Below are 16,679 nucleotides of genomic sequence, written 5' to 3' on the forward strand. Positions count from 1 at the left end.
GCGTTCACCACGGGAAGGGCCCGTCGCCATTGAGTTGGGAAAGCCCCTGCAGCGCGACGGCCAGCGGCCCGCGCGAATGCGGTTTCTGGGACAATTCCGAAATGAGAATGGTGCAATGCTCGAGCGCTTCGGGCAGGGCGTGGCGCCGCAGCACGCGTTCGGCCGGCGGCATCAGATGCGGCGCCAGCACGGCGAGCCCTCCCCCGATGACGATATTGGGCGGGTTGAGCAGATTGATGAAATTGGACAGGGCGAGGCCCAGTATCTCGCCGGCCTCGTCCAGCACGCCCAGGGCTCCCTCGACGCCTTCATCCGCCATGGCCTTCATTTCCACGAAGGATCCGGCGACCAGCCCCGAGCCACGGAAGCTGTCGCGTAGCGCGGGGCCGGAGATATAGGCCGAGAGACACCCGCCATCGCCGCATTGGCAGATGCGCCCATGCGGTACGATCTTGGTGTGCCCGATCTCGCCGGCGATGCCCAGCGATCCGGCATAGATCGCGCCTTCCAGATAGAGCGCGCCGCCGACGCCGGAATGGGAATCGATGAACACGTAATCATAGACGTCGACGCAGCAGCCGAAGAGCCTTTCGGCAAGCCCGGCACCCCGCGCGTCATTGTCGACCCAGACGGGCTGGCCCAGCCGGGTGGACAATTCCCCGGCAACGTCGAGCGACCCCCAGCGGAAGTTGGATGAGGAGATCAGCCTGCCACTGCGATCGACCAGGCCCGGAAGGCAGGCCCCGACGCTGCGGACCTGCTCGAGCGAATGGCCCGCCGCCGCGAGATGCGCCGCCACGGCGCCGGCCACGCCGTCGCCGAAATCCGCCTCGCTGCGGATGGGGGAATGCTCGCTGACATGCAGGGGCTCGCCGTCGAGGCCGGCAGACATCACCACCAGCCGCTCCGGATCGATGTCGATGCCGAGCATCAGGCCGGCATCGCTGTTGAGCACGAAGCCTTCGGAGGGGCGGCCGCGCCCCTTGCGGACCTCGCCCGGCTCGCGGCGGAGCAGGCCGAGATCGTCGAACTGCTTGATGATCGCCGAGATCGTGGACTTGTCGATGCCGGTGCGGTCGCCGATCTCGCGCTGGGAAATCCCGCTATGCAGCCGGATGGCGTGAAAAATCTCGATGGAATTGGCCCGCCTCAGCACTGACGAATGCGAGCCGGCGACGCCCCTGCTGTCTCTTATCATTTTAATCCGATGATCGCATTAATATGGCCAGGCTAGGGTTTTTCATGTGAACTGTAACAGGCATAATCTTACGAAGATCAAGATCGGTTTCTAGTACCCATATTAATTTACTGCGCTCGTTCAGAAAATATATTAAATATACAAGGAAAGTGAGGTCGCAGGCGATGGGAATGTATTGTTTTCCTATAGAAATGCGGGCCATCTGAATTTCACAAGCGCCATATACACTGTGTATTCTTGGTTGTCCGGCCCTCTGCCCTTTGGTGTATTGACTTTTTTCGAAGTGCATAGCTATATTTTTTCCTAGGATCAGAAAAAAATGATCCCAAGTCAAGGGAGATTTATCGATGAGGAAATTCGGAGTTGCGCTGGCGTTGTCGGGGCTGATGGTCTCGAGCGCCCACGCCCAGGACGCCAGCCAGGTCTGGCACTATTGGGGCGGCGGCGCCGAGCTCGCGGCCGTCGAGGCTTTGCTGGCCGTTGCCAATGAACAGTCCCCGCAAACGCCCATCGTCGGGCAGGACTTCCCCGGCAACGCCATCGAGCTGCGCCGGCAATTGCAGACGGCGCTGCTGGGCGGGACGCCGCCGGCCGCCTATCAGAGCTCCATGGGTTACGAGCTCAAGACCTTCGCCGATGCCGAGCAGCTGCGCGACATTTCTGCACTCTGGGATGAATTCGGCGGCGACCGGATCTTTCCCGTCGGCCTGCAGCGGGTAATGAAGGTGGACGGCGTCCCCTATGCGGTGCCGCTGAACATGCATTCGATCAGCAACATCTTCTACAACAAGGCGCTGGTGGACGAACTCGGCATTGCCTTGCCCACCACGTTCGAGGAATTGCAGGCCGCCTGCGAAGCGATCGAGGCAGCCGGCAAGGGGTGCCTGGCCAATGCAGGCGGGCCGTTCTGGAGCCTTTACAATTTTTACGTGCCCCTGATCGCGGCCATCGGGCCGGAGGGCTATTTCGAACTCGGCTCGGGCGACATGTCCTTCGACAGCGACGGGTTCCGCGCGGCTTTGGCCAATTTCCGCGACAGCTACGCCAACCACTATATCGACAACTGGTCGGGCAAGAGCTGGCCGCAGGGCGCCGATGACGTCGTCGCCGGCCGGGCAGTCTTCTACCAGATGGGCGATTGGGCCTCGGGCTACTTCAAGGATGTCGGCCTGACGCCGGGCGAGGATTACGACTTCTTCCCCGCGCCGGGCGTGGGCGGTGCGGTCGTCATCCAGGTGGACGCCATCGCTACCCCCAACGGCACCGAGGTTTCCAACGCCGCCGCCGATGCACTGCTGCGGGCCGCCGCCAGCCCTGCGGGGCAGGCCGCCTTCAACCGGCACAAGGGTTCGGTCGCCGCCAATCTGGAAACCCCTACCGACATTTATGACGAGATCGGCGAGAAGACCTATCAGACCATGATGACGGCGGAAGCGAACGGGGCGGTGCTGCCCAATCTCTTCTTCCTGCTGCCGACCGAGCTCGGCTCCGAACTGGGCGTCCAGATCGAGCGCTTCGCCGCCGACCCATCCGACCAGATCATGGAATCGGTCGTCTCGACGCTGGAGAATCTGCGTCTCGAGGCAAAGGACCAGAACCTGTTCGTGACCTGGTAAGACCCACGGCCTCCCGCGTGGGTCCATCGGCGGCCGCCCCTTCGGGCGACCGCCAGCTCGCCGGCTCCGAAGCCGGCTCCTGTCTATTGGAGCGACCGAATGGCGAACAATACCGCGGCACCTTGGCAAAAAGGCTCGGCACTGGTCTATGCGCTCTTCCTGGCCCTGCCGGTGGGGCTGTTCTGCCTGTTCTACATCTATCCGGTACTGGAGACCTTCGTTTTGGCGTTCCAGCGCTGGGACGGGCTTTCGCCCCGGCGCGTCGATGTCGGGCTGGGTAATTTCATGGCGCTGCTGCGCGATGGCCGCTTTCACCATTCGCTCCTCAACAATTTGCGCTGGCTGGTGTTCTACGTGCTGGCCCCGACCGGGCTGGGCCTGGCGCTGGCGCTGCTGGCCAATTCCTTGCTGTTCGGACGGGGGCTCGCCAAATTCGTCTACTTCCTGCCCTATACGCTGCCGCCCGTGGCCGTGGCCGCCATCTGGCGCTGGCTCTACGAGCCCAGCGCCGGGCTGATCACGCGCGTTCTCGATGAAATCGGCTTGGGCTTTCTGGCGCAGAACTGGATCGGCGATCCGGCCATCGTCACCTATTCACTGATGGTCTCGGCCGCCTGGTGGTCGGTCGGCTTTTCCTTCATCGTCTTTTTCGCCGGCCTGCAGAACCTGCCGCGCGAATGCCTGGAGGCGGCGCGTATCGACGGCGCCAGCTCCTGGCAGACCTTCACCAAGGTGACTTTTCCCCTTCTCTGGCCCTCGACCGCCGTTGCCCTGGGCATGTCGAGCGTCGATGCCATGCGCCTGTTCGACATCGTCTGGGCGATGACCGCCGGCGGTCCCGCCTATGCTTCCGACGTGCTGGCGACGCAGATGTTCGACGTGGCTTTCGGCCGGCTGAAAATGGGCGAGGCGAGCGCGATCGCGGTATGCATGCTGTTCGTCTCGGCTGCGGTGATCCTGCCGTTCATCGTCTATATGGCCCGCCGGGTCGAGGAGGCTTCCAATGACCAGTGATCGCGCTTCGTATTTGCGGCACGGGCTGGCCCTGCTGATCGGCCTCCTGATGGCGGTGCCCATCCTGGTGGCGATCAACACCTCTCTGAAGACGCCGGCCGAGGTGCTCGACGTGCTTTCGCTGCCCGCCGCGCCCACTTTCGACAATTACGCGGAAGCCTGGCGCCGGCTGGGGGCGACCTTCGCCAACAGCCTGATGATCACCGTTCCGGGCGTGGCGCTTTCGGTGCTGGTGGGCGCCATAGCCGCCTATCCGCTGGCGCAGATCCGGGGCCGGGTCGGCTTCGTGATCTACATGTTCCTGCTCACCGGCATGCTGGTGCCCTATCAGATCGTGCAGATCCCGCTGTTTTCGCTCATGCGCAATCTGGGGCTCTACAACAGCATTCCGGGCATGTGGCTGGTTCATGTCGCCTATGGCGTGCCGATCTGCACGTTTTTCCTGCGTAATTTCTTCGCCTCGGTGCCTCGCTCCATGTTCGAGGCGGCGCTGCTCGACGGATGCGGCCACGGCCAGTATTTCTTCAAGGTGCTGCTGCCTGCCTCGGGATCGGGGCTGGCCGCCCTCAACGTCATCCAGAGCCGCGCCATCTGGAACGACCTGCTGTTCGCCATGACGTTGACCAATAATGACAGCGCCCGGCCGGTGACCGTCGCCCTCAACGCGCTCACCAGCGGGTTTCAGGTGCAGCACGGGACGCTCATGGCCGCCACCATCATCACCATCGGCCCGATTCTCCTGGCCTATTTGCTGTTCCAGCGCGCCTTCGTTGCCGGAGTCCTGGGTGGAAGCTCGAAATGACCGGGACGCCGAACGGTTTTTGGCGGTGGCGACTTCGGCGAACGACGCCGGCATGATAGGGGATCGATAACGGGACCCCGCATTTCCAGGTTAGCTCAATTGACCGCCACGGCCGATGCATCGGCAAGCAGCATCGCAGGAAAAACCACGCTTTCGATCATCGTTGCGGTGAGCGTCTGCCACCTCATCAACGATGTGATGCAGTCGCTGCTTTCGGCGATCTATCCCATCCTCAAGGATAATTACGGGCTCGACTATGTACAGATCGGGCTGCTCACGCTGACCTTCCAGTTCGTCGCCTCGCTGCTGCAGCCGGCGATCGGCATGTACACCGACAAGCGGCCGCTGCCCTATTCCCTGCCGGTCGGCATGGCGTCGAGCCTGGTGGGCCTCATCATCCTGGGGTTTGCGCAGAGCTATTGGCTGCTGTTGGTCGGCTCCGCCTTTGTCGGGCTGGGGTCGGCGGTCTTCCATCCTGAATCGAGCCGGGTGGCGCGGCTGGCCTCGGGCGGGCGGCACGGGTTGGCGCAATCGCTGTTCCAGGTCGGGGGCAATGTCGGCTCGGCCATCGGCCCGCTCATGGCCGCCTTCATCGTGCTACGGCTCGGCCAGTGGAGCGTCAGCCTGTTTGCGGTGGGATCGCTGATCGGTATTTTCATCCTCTGGCGGGTCGGGCGCTGGTATGCCGAACACCGGCGGGCCAATGCAGGCAGGGCGCCGGCCAGCACCACCCTCATCTTCGACAAGCGCACCACACTGATCGCGCTCGCCGTCCTGACCGTACTCACCCTCACCAAGAATGCCTATACGGCCAGCTTTTCGAGCTATTACACTTTCTACCTGATCGACAAATTCCAGGTCGCGGTTCAGGACGCGCAATTGCTGCTTTTCGTGTTCCTGGGCGCCTCCGCTCTGGGGGTGTTTCTGGGCGGCCCGATCGGCGACCGGTTCGGCGCCAAATTCGTGATCTGGTTCTCGATCCTGGGCGTCCTGCCCTTCACGCTGGCGCTGCCCTATGCCGACCTTAACTGGACGGTGATCCTCACCATCCTCATCGGGCTCATCTTCTCCTCGGCCTTCTCGGCTATCGTGGTCTTCGCCCAGGAGTTGATGCCGGGCCGGATCGGCATGATCGCCGGCATCTTCTTCGGCTTCGCCTTCGGGGCCGGCGGCATCGCCGCGGCGGCGCTCGGGGCGCTCGCCGACACGACCAGCATCGAATACGTCTTCTGGCTGTGCTCGTTCCTGCCCCTGGCAGGACTGCTGACCATCTTCCTGCCCGACATGGGCAAGATAAGGTAGGCAGGCCGGCGATCCGGCTGGTTCAGCGGATCGCCATGCCCTGGGCGTCGAACAGATGCACCTTCTGGGGATCGACATAGACTTCGATGGTGGCGCCCAGCTCGACGCCGCGCTGGCCTTCGAGCACCATGGTCAGGGCCTGGCCGTCCCCGGCGGTGGCGTAAACCACCGTCTGCCCGCCCAGGTTTTCCACCAGATCGACCCGCACATCGGCGAATTTGAGACCTGATCCTCCCACGATGGTGATGTGCTCGGGCCTGATGCCCAGCGTCACGGCGCCGGCGACGTCGCGATCCAGCGACAGGCTGTTGCCGCCGCTGCGCAGCGCGCCATTCTCCTCGGTGACGGTGAGGAAATTCATCTTGGGCGACCCGATGAAGCCGGCCACGAACAGATTGTTGGGGGTGTTGTAGAGCTCCAGCGGCGCGCCGGCCTGCTCGATGATGCCGTTGCGCAGCACCACGATCTTGTCGGCCATGGTCATGGCCTCTACCTGATCGTGGGTCACGTAGATCATGGTGTTCCCCAGATCGTTGTGCAGTTTGGCGATCTCGACCCGCATGGCCACGCGCAGCTCGGCGTCGAGATTGGACAACGGCTCGTCGAAGAGGAAGATCTTGGGCTCGCGCACGATGGCACGGCCGATGGCGACACGCTGGCGCTGGCCGCCCGAAAGCTGCTTGGGCTTGCGCTTGAGCAGCGGCTCGATCTTGAGGATTTCGGCGGCCCGTTGCACGCGGGTCGCGATCTCGGCCCGGGGCATGCGCGCCGTTTCGAGCCCGAAGGCCAGGTTCTGGTAGACGTTCATATGCGGGTAGAGCGCATAGGACTGGAACACCATGGCGATGCCGCGCTTTGCCGCCGGCACCTCGTTCATGCGCTGACCGTCGATCAGCAGGTCGCCCCCGGTGATCGGCTCAAGCCCGGCAATCATGCGCAAAAGCGTGGACTTGCCGCAGCCGGAAGGGCCGACGAAGACGGTGAAATCCCCCGGCTCGATGGTCAGGTCCACCCCGTGGATGACCGGAACGTCGCCATAGGCCTTGTGAATCTGCCGCAGTTCAATGCTGGTCGCCATGGATTTGGTCTCCTGCTGCTTACCGGAATTCGACCGGAACCCAGCTCTGGTAGAGCGGGTGGTCCGGACCGAGCGGCAGCACGACTTCGGTATGGGTGGAGGAGGAGTGGTAGAAGGCCGTCACCAGTTCCAGGGCGCGGCGGGAATCGGCGCTGGTCACCGGCAACTCGCCCTTGCCGTTGATGGCGTCGTGGAAGCGGGCCATCTGGGTCTGGAAACGCGAGGGCACGTGGCGCCAATTGGCCAGCAGCTTGTCGATCCTGGCCTTGATCTCGTCATTGCGCGGCAGGATTTTCCACAATTCCCGGCCGGGATTGTAAGGGGAATGGTCGCTTTCGATGGTGACGTTCTCGAATTGGAGCCGGATGCGGGTGATCTCGTCCACCGAACCCAGGGTCGCGGTCAGGCTGGCCAGCGCTCCGCTCCGCATTTCGAGCGAGGCCGAGATGGTGTCCTCCACCTCGATGGGGTTCACGCGTGTCGCTACCCGGCCGAAGATCCGGGCGACATCGCCCATCAGATAGGTGAAGATATCGTGCGGGTGGATGGCGTGGCCCATCAGCACGCCGCCCAGCTCGGTCTTCCATTTGCCGCGCCAGGGCACGGCGTAATAGGGCGCTTCGCGGCGCCACATGGTTTCCACCGTGCCGCAATAGGGTTTCCCGGCAATGCCCGCGTCGATGATGGTCTTGGCTTGTTCGATGCCGTCGCCGAACCGGTACTGGAATACCGGCATCAGCAGCCCCTTGGCGCTCTTTTCCAGCGCCATGATGGCATCGACTTCCTCGAGCGAGCCGACCAGAGGCTTTTCGCATACCACATGCTTGCCGGCACGCAGTGCCTCGGTGACCATGGCGTAGTGGACGCCCGGCGGGGTGCAGATATCGATGACGTCGATATCGTCCATGGCGAGCAGGTCGTCGAAATCGACCACGCGGCGCTCGACGCCGAATTCCTCGCCGAGCCGGTCGAGGCGGGCCTCATCGAGATCGCATAGCGCCACGACCCGGAACTTGTCGGTATTGGGCAGATAGCCTTCGACGATATGGCTGCGGCCGATGCCGCAGCCGACCACGGCGACATTCAGCACCCGGCTCATTGCTGCCACTCCGTGCCCTTTTCGGCCATGGCCTGCGCCGTCAGCGCCATCTTCATGGCATTGTAGCAGCGCTCCTGCGGCATGGCCGTTTCGGTGCGATTGCGCACGTCATCGAGAAACTGCCGCCCGAAAGGCATGTCGACCGCCGAGCAATCGACATGCCGCACGCCCTTCTTGTCCACGAGGAAGAGGTGGTTTTCGCCGGGGCGGCCGGCGATATCGACATATTTCCGCAGTTCGATATAGCCCTCGGTGCCCAGAATGGTCAGGCGCCCATCGCCCCAGGTCGGCAGGCCTTCGGGCGTGAACCAGTCGACGCGGACATAGCCGGTGGTCCGTTCTGTGCGGATATGGGCGTCGCCCACATCCTGCAGGCCCGGCCGGTGGGGGTTGCCGCGATTATGAACGCTGGCGGAGACCACCTCGCCGTCCATCGCATCCGAGAAGAACAGGAATTGCTCGAACTGGTGGCTGGCAATGTCGCACAGGATGCCGCCATAGCGGTTGCGGGTGAAGAACCAGTCCGGGCGATTGTTGAGGCGCAGCGAATGGGGGCCGAGGCCCACCGTGTTGACCACCTGGCCGATGGCTCCCTTGGCGATGAGATTGCCGGCCTCGACCGCCGCCGGAACCTCGAAATGCTCGGAATAGAGCACCGAGAAGATGCGCCCGGTCTCCTGCTGCACCCGCTTGATCTCGTCGAGCTGGGCGAAGGTGGTCATGCCGGGTTTGTCGGTGAGGACGTCCTTGCCGTGGCGCATCGCCTCGAGCGCGATCGCGGCCCGGTCGCCGGGAATAGCGGCGGTAACGACGATGGCGATGGACGGGTCCTCGAGGATGGCGCGCGGATCGGCGAGGCGCTTGGCCTCGGGATAGCGCTCGGCGAAGACCTTTGCCAGGTCGTCTTCCGGTGCGTGGAAGGCCACGAACCGGGCGCCGGCGCGCTTGAGGCAGTCCACCTGGCCATAGATATGGGCGTGGTTGATGCCGATGGCGGCGAAGTTCAACTCGGACATGGCGTTAACGTTTCATACCGGTGGTGGCGATCCCCTCGATCAGCAGGCGCTGGAAGATGAGGAAGAACAGGAAGATGGGGACGATCGACAGGACGCTCATGGCGAACAGGCCGCCATAATCGCTTTGCGCGGTCGAATCGACGAAGGTCCGGAGGCCCAGCATCACCGTGTAGTTCTGCATCCGGTTGAGATAGATCAGCGGGGCGAAGAAATCGTCCCAGGTCCAGATGAAGGTGAAGATCGCCGTCGTGACCAGGGCCGGGATGCTGAGCGGCAGCATGATCTTCCAGTAGATGCGCCAGGGCGAGCAGCCGTCCATCATCGCCGCCTCGTCCAGTTCGCGCGGTATGCCGCGGAAGAACTGCACCATGAGGAAAATGAAGAAGGCGTCGACGGCGAGGAATTTGGGCACTACCAGCGGCAGGAAGGTGTCGATCCAGCCCAATTCGCGGAACAGCACATATTGGGGGATGAGGACGACATGATAGGGCAGCATCAGCGTCATCAGCATCATGGCGAACCAGAAATTGCGGCCCCTGAAGCGGAGGCGCGCAAAGGCGTAGGCAGCCATGGAGCAGGTGATCAGATTCCCCATCACCGAGAGAAAGGCGATGATGAAGGAGTTGACGAAGAAGACCGAGAAGCTGACCCGCAGCCCGTTCCAGCCGCGGAAATAGGAGTCGATGCTCCACTCGAAGCTCGGCCAGATGCCCGAACTGAAAATCTGGTTCTCTGGCTTGAACGAGGCCGCCAGCAGCCAGAGCAGCGGATAGAGCATTAGGATGGAGGCGCCGATCAGCGCCGCATGCGCCAGGATCGAGAGCACCCGCCGGCGGGTCCGGGCGGCCTGGTCGCCCTCCTGGCCGGTCACCACGGTCAGCCGGTGCACATCAGTCGTCATAATGCACCCAATATTTCGAGGTCAGGAATGAGAAGGCGGTGAAGCAGGCGATCAGCGCCAGGAGGAACCAGGCCAGCGCCGAGGCATAGCCCATGCGGAAGAAGCTGAACGCCTCGTTGTAGAGATAGAGCGTGTAGAACAGCGTCGAGTTGATCGGCCCGCCCGTGCCCGCCGAGATGATGAAGGCCGGGGTGAAGCTCTTGAAGGCGTCGATGGTCTGGATGACCAGGTTGAAGAACACCACCGGGGTAAGCAGGGGCAGGGTGATTTTCCAGAACTGCCGCCAGCGCGAGGCGCCGTCGAGCGAGGCGGCCTCGTACATGTCCTGGGGGATCTGCCGCAGGCCCGCCAGGAAGATGATCATGGGCGAGCCGAACTGCCAGACCGACAGGACGATCAGCGTCCAGAGCGAATAATTGGGGTTGGACAGCCAGCTTGGCGCGGTCATGCCGGTCAGCGAATCCGGCCCGAATATGCCGATATAGGTCAGGAACTGGTTGACCAGCCCGTTGCCGGCGAAAATTTGGCGCCACAGGATGGCGATGGCCACCGACGCGCCGAGCAGGGAGGGCAGGTAGAACAGCGCCCGGTAGAGCGGCAGGCCCTTCATGCCGCGATTGAGCATCAGCGCGACGCAGAGCGCGAAGGCAAGCTTGAGCGGCACCGAGAACAGTACGAAGAAGAAGGTGACCCGCATCGCCGCCGCGAAGCGCGGATCGTTGGTGAACATGCGCACGTAATTGTCGGCGCCAGTCCATTGCGGGGGGGTGAGCAGGTCGAAATTGGTGAAGCTGAGATAGAGCGAATACAGGATCGGCCCGATGGTCAGGCCGAAAAAGCCGATGAACCAGGGCACGAGGAACATGTAGCCGGGGGCGTGGTTGGACCACGCCCGCGACCAGATCGAGCCGGTGGCGGCGCGCCCGCCGGGGGCGGCACCCTCTGCAAGACGCGCCGTCATCGGGGTCAGCTCGCGGCGCGCGCGAGGATGGCCTGCGCTTCTTCCACGAAGTACCGTCCGGCATCTTCGGGCGACCGGGCGCCGAAGGCCACTTCCTGGGCGATCACGCGCAGCAGCGAGACGTCGATCTCGCCGGCCGCATTGGGCGGAGAGGGCGGCAGCGGCCCGAGCAGGTCGCCGAGATTGGCCACGAAGTTGAGCGCGATCTGATCCTGCTCGCTCAATTCCGGGGTGATCGCTTCGCGCACGCCGGCCGAGCATGGAATGCCCCGCTCGACGCCGAGAATGCGGCCCGCCTCGATGTCGTTGACGAAGTAGCTGAGGAAGGCGGCGGCCTCTTCCTTGTGGGCGGAGGAGGATGCCATCGACCAGAACTGGCTCGGCTTGCGGTAATGCCCGCCACCCACGCCCGGCGCCAGGCGCGGATAGGAGGTGATGGTCAGGTTGTCGGGGTTGATCGACTGGTGGATGATGAGCTGGTTGGAGTTGGTCGGCATCAGCGCCGACTTCTGCAGCGCCACCGCCGAAACTTCCGGCGCCCCGGTATCGAGGGCGTCGTCCTCGGCGCTGATGATGTAGCCGGCCTGGCGGAAGTCGTTCCACATGGTGAACCAATCGACCATGTCGTCCACATCGGGACCGAGCTGGCCGTCGGCGGTATAGAGCGCCTTGCCGCGCTGGCGGATCCAGTTGTCGAGCATCGGCTCGACACGGGAGCCGTCGGCGAAGGCGCGCATGCCGCCGCGGATATTGGCCTCCTTGAAGGCCTCGCCATAGCGCTCGATATCGGCATAGGTCCAGCTCAGATCGGGCGGCTCGATGCCGGCTTCCTCGAAGGCGGCGGTATTGACCAGGGTGGCCACCGAATTGGCGCCCAGGCTCAGCCCGTAGAGCTGGCCGTTGACGCGCCCGCCCTCGATCTGGTCCTCGTCGAAATCGTCGAGGTTCAGCACACCGGATTCGACGAATTCATCGAGCGGCACGATGGCATTGCGGGTGGCGTATTCGACGATGAAGCGATAATCCATCTGGTAGATGTCCGGCGCATTGCCGCCCGCCACCTGTGTCGCCAGGCGCGTCCAATAGTCGTCCCAGGCGAGGAATTCGCCCTGCAGCGGCGGTGCGCCGGTGGTTTCGGAATAGAGGTCGGCAACCCCCAGCGTACGGTCGGCACGGGCCTGGCCGCCCCACCAGAACAGGCGCAATCCGGCGGATTGCGCGCGGGCAGGGCCGAGCCCGAAGGCGCCGGCGGCCAGCAATGCCGAAGAACCCATCAGGAACTGACGGCGTCCGAATCGAAGTGTCATGCGTATTTCCTCCCATGAACAGTTGCCGTTCCGCTTGGCGGAACCGGAAGAGCCTAGCGACCTCCCCGTCGCTAAATCACCAACTGGTTACTACGTTAAGCCCTCTGATGAGCTTGTCAATCATCCAAGGCCTCGCGCGCCGCGCGGTGAGCGACAAATTTTTGCTCCCGCGCATAACCCGCCGGTCACGCCCCTTACCATACAAGAACTGCCGGCGGCAATAATCTTGTATGGAAGTTCTGAGGACACCCGGAGGCCGGCTTCCTGCCACCGGTTTCCGGCGGAAATCAGCCGGCTCCGATGCCACAAGCGCTCCTTGGCCACGATAAGGGAGTGTCTGGGCCAGGTTCGCTCGACAGGAGAGTGGCGTAAAAAAAGCAATTGGAAAACTACGAATTTTCGCCAATATTATAGATACAATCTATATCTGAACTAAGAGAGGATCGATGGACAAGCTGCTGACCCAGTTCCTCGCCATTGCCGATGCCGGCTCGTTCAGTCGCGCGGCCACGGCGCTGTTCATCACCCAGCCGACGCTGAGCTTCAATATGCGCAAGCTGGAGGAAACCATCGGCGCACCGCTATTGGAGCGCTCCTCCCGCGGCGTGCGGCTGACGCGCTATGGCGAGACGCTTTACGAAAATGCCAAGCTGATGCGCCGGCTCTACACCAATTCGCTCAGCGCCATCGCCGACCAGCAGCGCGGTACCGAGCGGGGCCTGTCCATCGGCTCGGGCTATTCCTGGTGGAACTTGTTCCTGCGAGACATGGTGATCGCCTATCAGGACGAATTTCCCGGCTCGCCGGTGCAGGCGAGCCTGGGCAACCAGCTTCGCCTTATGGACCAGATGCTCTCGGGGGACATTTCGCTGTTCCTCGCTCACGAGATCGACGGGCTCAGCCCCTCCATCGGGTGCGATTTCGTGCCGATCACGCGCGTCTACAATGCCTTTTTCGTCCGCGCGGATCATCCCCTGCTCGGGGCGCCGCGCAGCCATGCGCAGATCGACCTTTATCCGCGCATCGACAGCTCGCTGACCGAGAGCCGGCACGAGCGCTTCTTCGACCAGTCCCGGCGGCGCAAGCGGGTGGAAACCGTGTTCGACGGTCGCCATTCCGCCTTTTGCAGCAATTCTCTGGCGGCCTGCATAGACTATGCGCTGGCGACCGAGGCGGTGCTGGCGCACACCCATGTGATCCGTGACGATTTCGTCCGGCGCGGCCTTTACGAGGTCGAACAGGCCGACGCCCCGCGGCAATCCGTCGCTGGCATCTATGTGCTCAAGGAAAGGCGCGGGGAAGAACGCATCGAGGACCTGATCGAGCGCATCGTCACCGCCGCCCGCACCGTGCTGCCGCCTTGGCCTCCGAGCGAAAATACGCCCGCGGACGAGCAAAACCTCTCCCCAGCGCTACCGTAACATGTTAGTGCTGCGTCATGCAGCAAGCCCTCTCCACCTCCGTCCAGCCCAAGGCGCCGTCCCCCGACCGGCTCGCCGCGGGCGAACGCGTCGCCGCCCGGCTCCGTGACCAGATCCGTGGCGCCATCCACACCGATCCGCTGATGACCTATGCCTGGAGCGGCGATGCCAGCTCTTACCGGCTGATCCCGGCCGTGGTGGTCTTCGTCAACAGCGAGGATGAGGTGCGCGCCGTGTTCCGGGCCGCCCGCGCCGAGAGCCTGCCGGTCACCTTCCGGGCGGCGGGAACCTCGCTGTCGGGCCAGGCGGTGACCGACGGGGTGCTGGCAGTGCTGGGCGATGGCTGGCGCAAGCTCCACATCCACCCCGGGGCCGACCAGATCACCCTGGGCCCGGCCATCATCGTGGCCGAAGCCAACCGGGCGCTGAAACCCTTCGACCGCAAGATCGGGCCCGATCCGGCCAGCCAGGCCACCTGCAAGATCGGCGGTGTAGTCAACAACAATTCCTCCGGCATGTGCTGCGGGGTGGCGCAGAACACCTATCATACCATGGCCCGGCTACGGCTGGTGCTGACCGACGGCACCATGCTCGACAGCGGCGACGAGGAGAGCCGCGCCGCGTTCCGCGCCAGCCATTCGGCCATGCTCGAGGAGCTGCATCGCCTGCATCACGAGATCATGGCGGACGAGGAACTGACGGCGCTGATCCGAAAGAAATACCGGATCAAGAACACGGTGGGCTATTCGCTCAACGCGCTGGTCGACCATCACGACCCGCTCGACATCCTCGTTCGTCTCATCGTCGGCTCGGAGGGCACGCTCGGCTTCGTCTCCGAGGTGACCTACAATACCGTGCCCGAGCACCCGTTCAAATCTACCGCGCTGGTGCCTTTCCCCGATCCACAGGCGGCGGGCCGGGCCATCATCGAGATGGCCAATGGCGGCATCCAGGTCACCACCGGGGTGACCGCCGCCGAATATATCGAGCGCCGGGCCCTGGCCACGGTCGAGCATCTGGCGCCCATGGCGCCGCTCCTGCCCTGGTTGACCGAGAATTCCCCGGCCGTGCTCATCGACGTCACCGCCCCCGACGCGCAGACGCTTGCCGCGGAAGTGGCCAAGGCCGAAGCCCTGCTCGCCCGGCACGGCGCCGCCCATGTCGATTTTTCCACCGACGAGGCCCGCAGCCACGCCTTGTGGGATATCCGCAAGGGGTTTTTCGCCTCGGCCGGCGCCGCCCGCCCCCAAGGCAGCACCATGCTGACCGAGGACGTCGCCGCGCCCATCGAGCGGCTCGCCGATTTCGTCGTCGAGCTGCGCGCCATGCTGGACGAGCACGGCTATGAGGATGCGGTGATCTTCGGCCATGCCCTGGCTGGCAACCTGCATTTCCAGATGGGCGACGATTTCTCCCAGCCCCATTCGGCGGCCAAGTTCGACGCCTTCTCGCGTGCTCTGTCCGAACTGGTCTCGGTGCGCTATGGCGGCTCGCTCAAGGCCGAGCACGGCACCGGCCGCGCCATCGCTCCCTTTGTCGAGGCGGAATGGGGCGCCAAGGCCTATGCGATCATGCATCGCATCAAGGCCATCTTCGATCCCGAGGGATTGCTCAATCCTGGCGTCCTGCTCAACCCGGACCCCTTCGTGCACGTCAAGGATCTTAAGCTCATGCCCCAGGCGGACGAGCTGATCGATCTGTGCATCGAATGCGGCTTCTGCGAACCGGCCTGTCCCAGCCACCATATGACGTTGACGCCGCGCCAGCGCATCGCCGTCACCCGCGAGCGGGCGCGGCTGCGCGCCACCGGAGAGGACCCGGCGCGGCTGGCCCGCTTCGAGGCGGATTTCCAATATGCCGGCATGGACACCTGCGCGGTGTGCAATCTGTGTTCGCTGCGTTGCCCGGTGGGCATCGAGACCGGCACCATGATCCTGGGCGAGCGGGCGCGGCGACGCGGCGGCGTCGCCCATTCGGTGGCGCGCTTCGCCGCCGATCATCGCGGCGCGGTGGAATCGATGATGCGCGGCGGGGTTGGCCTGGCCGAAACCGCCCGCACCGTTTTGCCGGGCCCGGCCATGGAAGCGGTCACCGAAACCGCAAGGCGGCTGAGCGGCGGCCGGGTGCCACGGATTTCTAGGGTCCTGCATCGCGGTCCCGGCGCACCGCGCCTTCGCGAGGACCGGCAGGACCCGCGCCGGACCGGCTTTCCGGTGCCCATCGCGCAAAGCGGGCGCGCCCCCATCGTCTATTTCCCCGCCTGCCCCAGCCGCATGTTCGGCGCGCCGAAGACCAGTCACGGCCTGTTGCCGACGCCCGATGCCATGGTGGCGCTGCTCGAGCGAGCCGGTTTTGACGTGCGCATTCCCGACCAGCTCAACGGCCAGTGCTGCGGCCAGCCTTTCCTGTCCAAGGGGTTCCCGGAAGAGGCCGTCAAGGTGGGCGACGCTCTGAGGCAGGAGCTTTCGGCACTCAGCGAAAACGGCCGGCTTTCCGTCGTCACCGACGCCTCGACCTGTGCCAAGCATTTGCCGGAATTTCCCGGCGACGCCGTGGTTGCCGATTCTGCGGAATTCCTGCTCACCCATGTGCTGCCCAAGCTGACGATCACGCAGAAGCTGCCAGTGGTGGCGGTGCATCACAACTGCTCGGCGCAGCGCCTCGCCGAACAGCCGGCGACCGAGGCGGTCGCGGGCGCCTGCGCCGAAAGGATCGCGGTGCTGACCTCGATCACCTGTTGCGGCTATGCTGGGGACAAGGGGCTGTTCGTTCCCGAGCTCAACGCCCATGCCACGCGGCGGGTCGGCAACGATATTCCCGAGGGGTGCGAACTGGGCGTCTCCACCGTTTCCACCTGCGCCTCGGGCCTGACCGAGCATGCAGGCCTGCCCTTTGTGGGCCTTGCCAGCCTGCTCGAATGGGCAAGCCGGTAAGAGCACAGGATTTCGGGCGCATCCAGGCCGG

Annotated in this window: 13 protein-coding genes; 6 read left to right on the forward strand and 7 right to left on the reverse strand. The window is 64.1% G+C overall.

Translation table 11 applies throughout. From position 1 onward, the window contains the following. Positions 1–4: 4 nt before the first annotated feature. On the reverse strand, positions 5–1,198 hold the full coding sequence (locus ACFOOL_RS09015) for an ROK family transcriptional regulator (RefSeq protein WP_380096633.1): 1,194 nt from the start codon (positions 1,196–1,198) through the stop codon (positions 5–7). A gap of 347 nt (positions 1,199–1,545) precedes the next feature. Between ACFOOL_RS09015 and ACFOOL_RS09020 the strand changes: the two genes are divergently transcribed. The 4 genes from ACFOOL_RS09020 (at position 1,546) to ACFOOL_RS09035 (ending at position 5,932) form a co-directional block, all read left to right on the forward strand. Then, a complete protein-coding gene (locus ACFOOL_RS09020) occupies positions 1,546–2,814 on the forward strand; it encodes an ABC transporter substrate-binding protein (protein WP_380096634.1) in 1,269 nt (422 codons plus the stop codon). A 99-nt stretch (positions 2,815–2,913) separates the two neighbouring features. Then, positions 2,914–3,828 (forward strand): carbohydrate ABC transporter permease, encoded by a 915-nt coding sequence (locus ACFOOL_RS09025; RefSeq protein ID WP_380096635.1) that lies wholly within the window; start codon positions 2,914–2,916, stop codon positions 3,826–3,828. After that, complete coding sequence (locus ACFOOL_RS09030) at positions 3,818–4,630, forward strand: carbohydrate ABC transporter permease (protein WP_380096636.1); 813 nt, start codon at positions 3,818–3,820, stop codon at positions 4,628–4,630. The genes ACFOOL_RS09025 and ACFOOL_RS09030 overlap by 11 nt, the downstream gene beginning before the upstream one ends. Before the next feature lie 99 nt (positions 4,631–4,729). After that, complete coding sequence (locus tag ACFOOL_RS09035; protein ID WP_380096637.1) at positions 4,730–5,932, forward strand: MFS transporter; 1,203 nt, start codon at positions 4,730–4,732, stop codon at positions 5,930–5,932. 22 nt (positions 5,933–5,954) lie between these two features. Here the strand turns inward: ACFOOL_RS09035 and ACFOOL_RS09040 are convergent, their stop codons facing one another. The 6 genes from ACFOOL_RS09040 to ACFOOL_RS09065 all read right to left on the reverse strand — a co-directional run bounded on the left by ACFOOL_RS09040 (position 5,955) and on the right by ACFOOL_RS09065 (position 12,294). Then, a complete protein-coding gene (locus tag ACFOOL_RS09040; protein ID WP_380096638.1) occupies positions 5,955–7,010 on the reverse strand; it encodes an ABC transporter ATP-binding protein in 1,056 nt (351 codons plus the stop codon). 19 nt (positions 7,011–7,029) lie between these two features. After that, positions 7,030–8,109, reverse strand: a complete 1,080-nt coding sequence (locus ACFOOL_RS09045; RefSeq protein ID WP_380096639.1) for a Gfo/Idh/MocA family protein — start codon at positions 8,107–8,109, stop codon at positions 7,030–7,032. Then, positions 8,106–9,125 carry a Gfo/Idh/MocA family protein gene (locus ACFOOL_RS09050; RefSeq protein ID WP_380096640.1) on the reverse strand — a complete coding sequence of 340 codons (1,020 nt, stop codon included), beginning with the start codon at positions 9,123–9,125 and terminating at the stop codon, positions 8,106–8,108. Before ACFOOL_RS09050 ends, ACFOOL_RS09045 begins: the two co-directional genes overlap by 4 nt. A gap of 4 nt (positions 9,126–9,129) precedes the next feature. Beyond that, complete coding sequence (locus ACFOOL_RS09055) at positions 9,130–9,903, reverse strand: carbohydrate ABC transporter permease (RefSeq protein WP_380096923.1); 774 nt, start codon at positions 9,901–9,903, stop codon at positions 9,130–9,132. A 112-nt stretch (positions 9,904–10,015) separates the two neighbouring features. Next, complete coding sequence (locus ACFOOL_RS09060; protein ID WP_380096641.1) at positions 10,016–10,987, reverse strand: carbohydrate ABC transporter permease; 972 nt, start codon at positions 10,985–10,987, stop codon at positions 10,016–10,018. A 5-nt stretch (positions 10,988–10,992) separates the two neighbouring features. Continuing rightward, the gene (locus tag ACFOOL_RS09065) at positions 10,993–12,294 is read right to left on the reverse strand and encodes an ABC transporter substrate-binding protein (protein ID WP_380096642.1); all 1,302 of its coding nucleotides are present in this window, start codon (positions 12,292–12,294) and stop codon (positions 10,993–10,995) included. A 446-nt stretch (positions 12,295–12,740) separates the two neighbouring features. On the opposite strand from ACFOOL_RS09065, the gene ACFOOL_RS09070 reads away from it, so the two are divergent. Next, positions 12,741–13,715 (forward strand): LysR family transcriptional regulator, encoded by a 975-nt coding sequence (locus tag ACFOOL_RS09070; protein WP_380096643.1) that lies wholly within the window; start codon positions 12,741–12,743, stop codon positions 13,713–13,715. Positions 13,716–13,732: 17 nt separating this feature from the next. After that, positions 13,733–16,648: an FAD-binding and (Fe-S)-binding domain-containing protein gene (locus tag ACFOOL_RS09075; RefSeq protein ID WP_380096644.1), complete on the forward strand. Its 2,916-nt coding sequence runs from the start codon at positions 13,733–13,735 to the stop codon at positions 16,646–16,648. The last annotated feature ends 31 nt before the right edge of the window (positions 16,649–16,679 follow it).

This window comes from Devosia honganensis (assembly GCF_042648785.1).
In the GTDB taxonomy this organism is placed as follows: domain Bacteria; phylum Pseudomonadota; class Alphaproteobacteria; order Rhizobiales; family Devosiaceae; genus Devosia; species Devosia honganensis.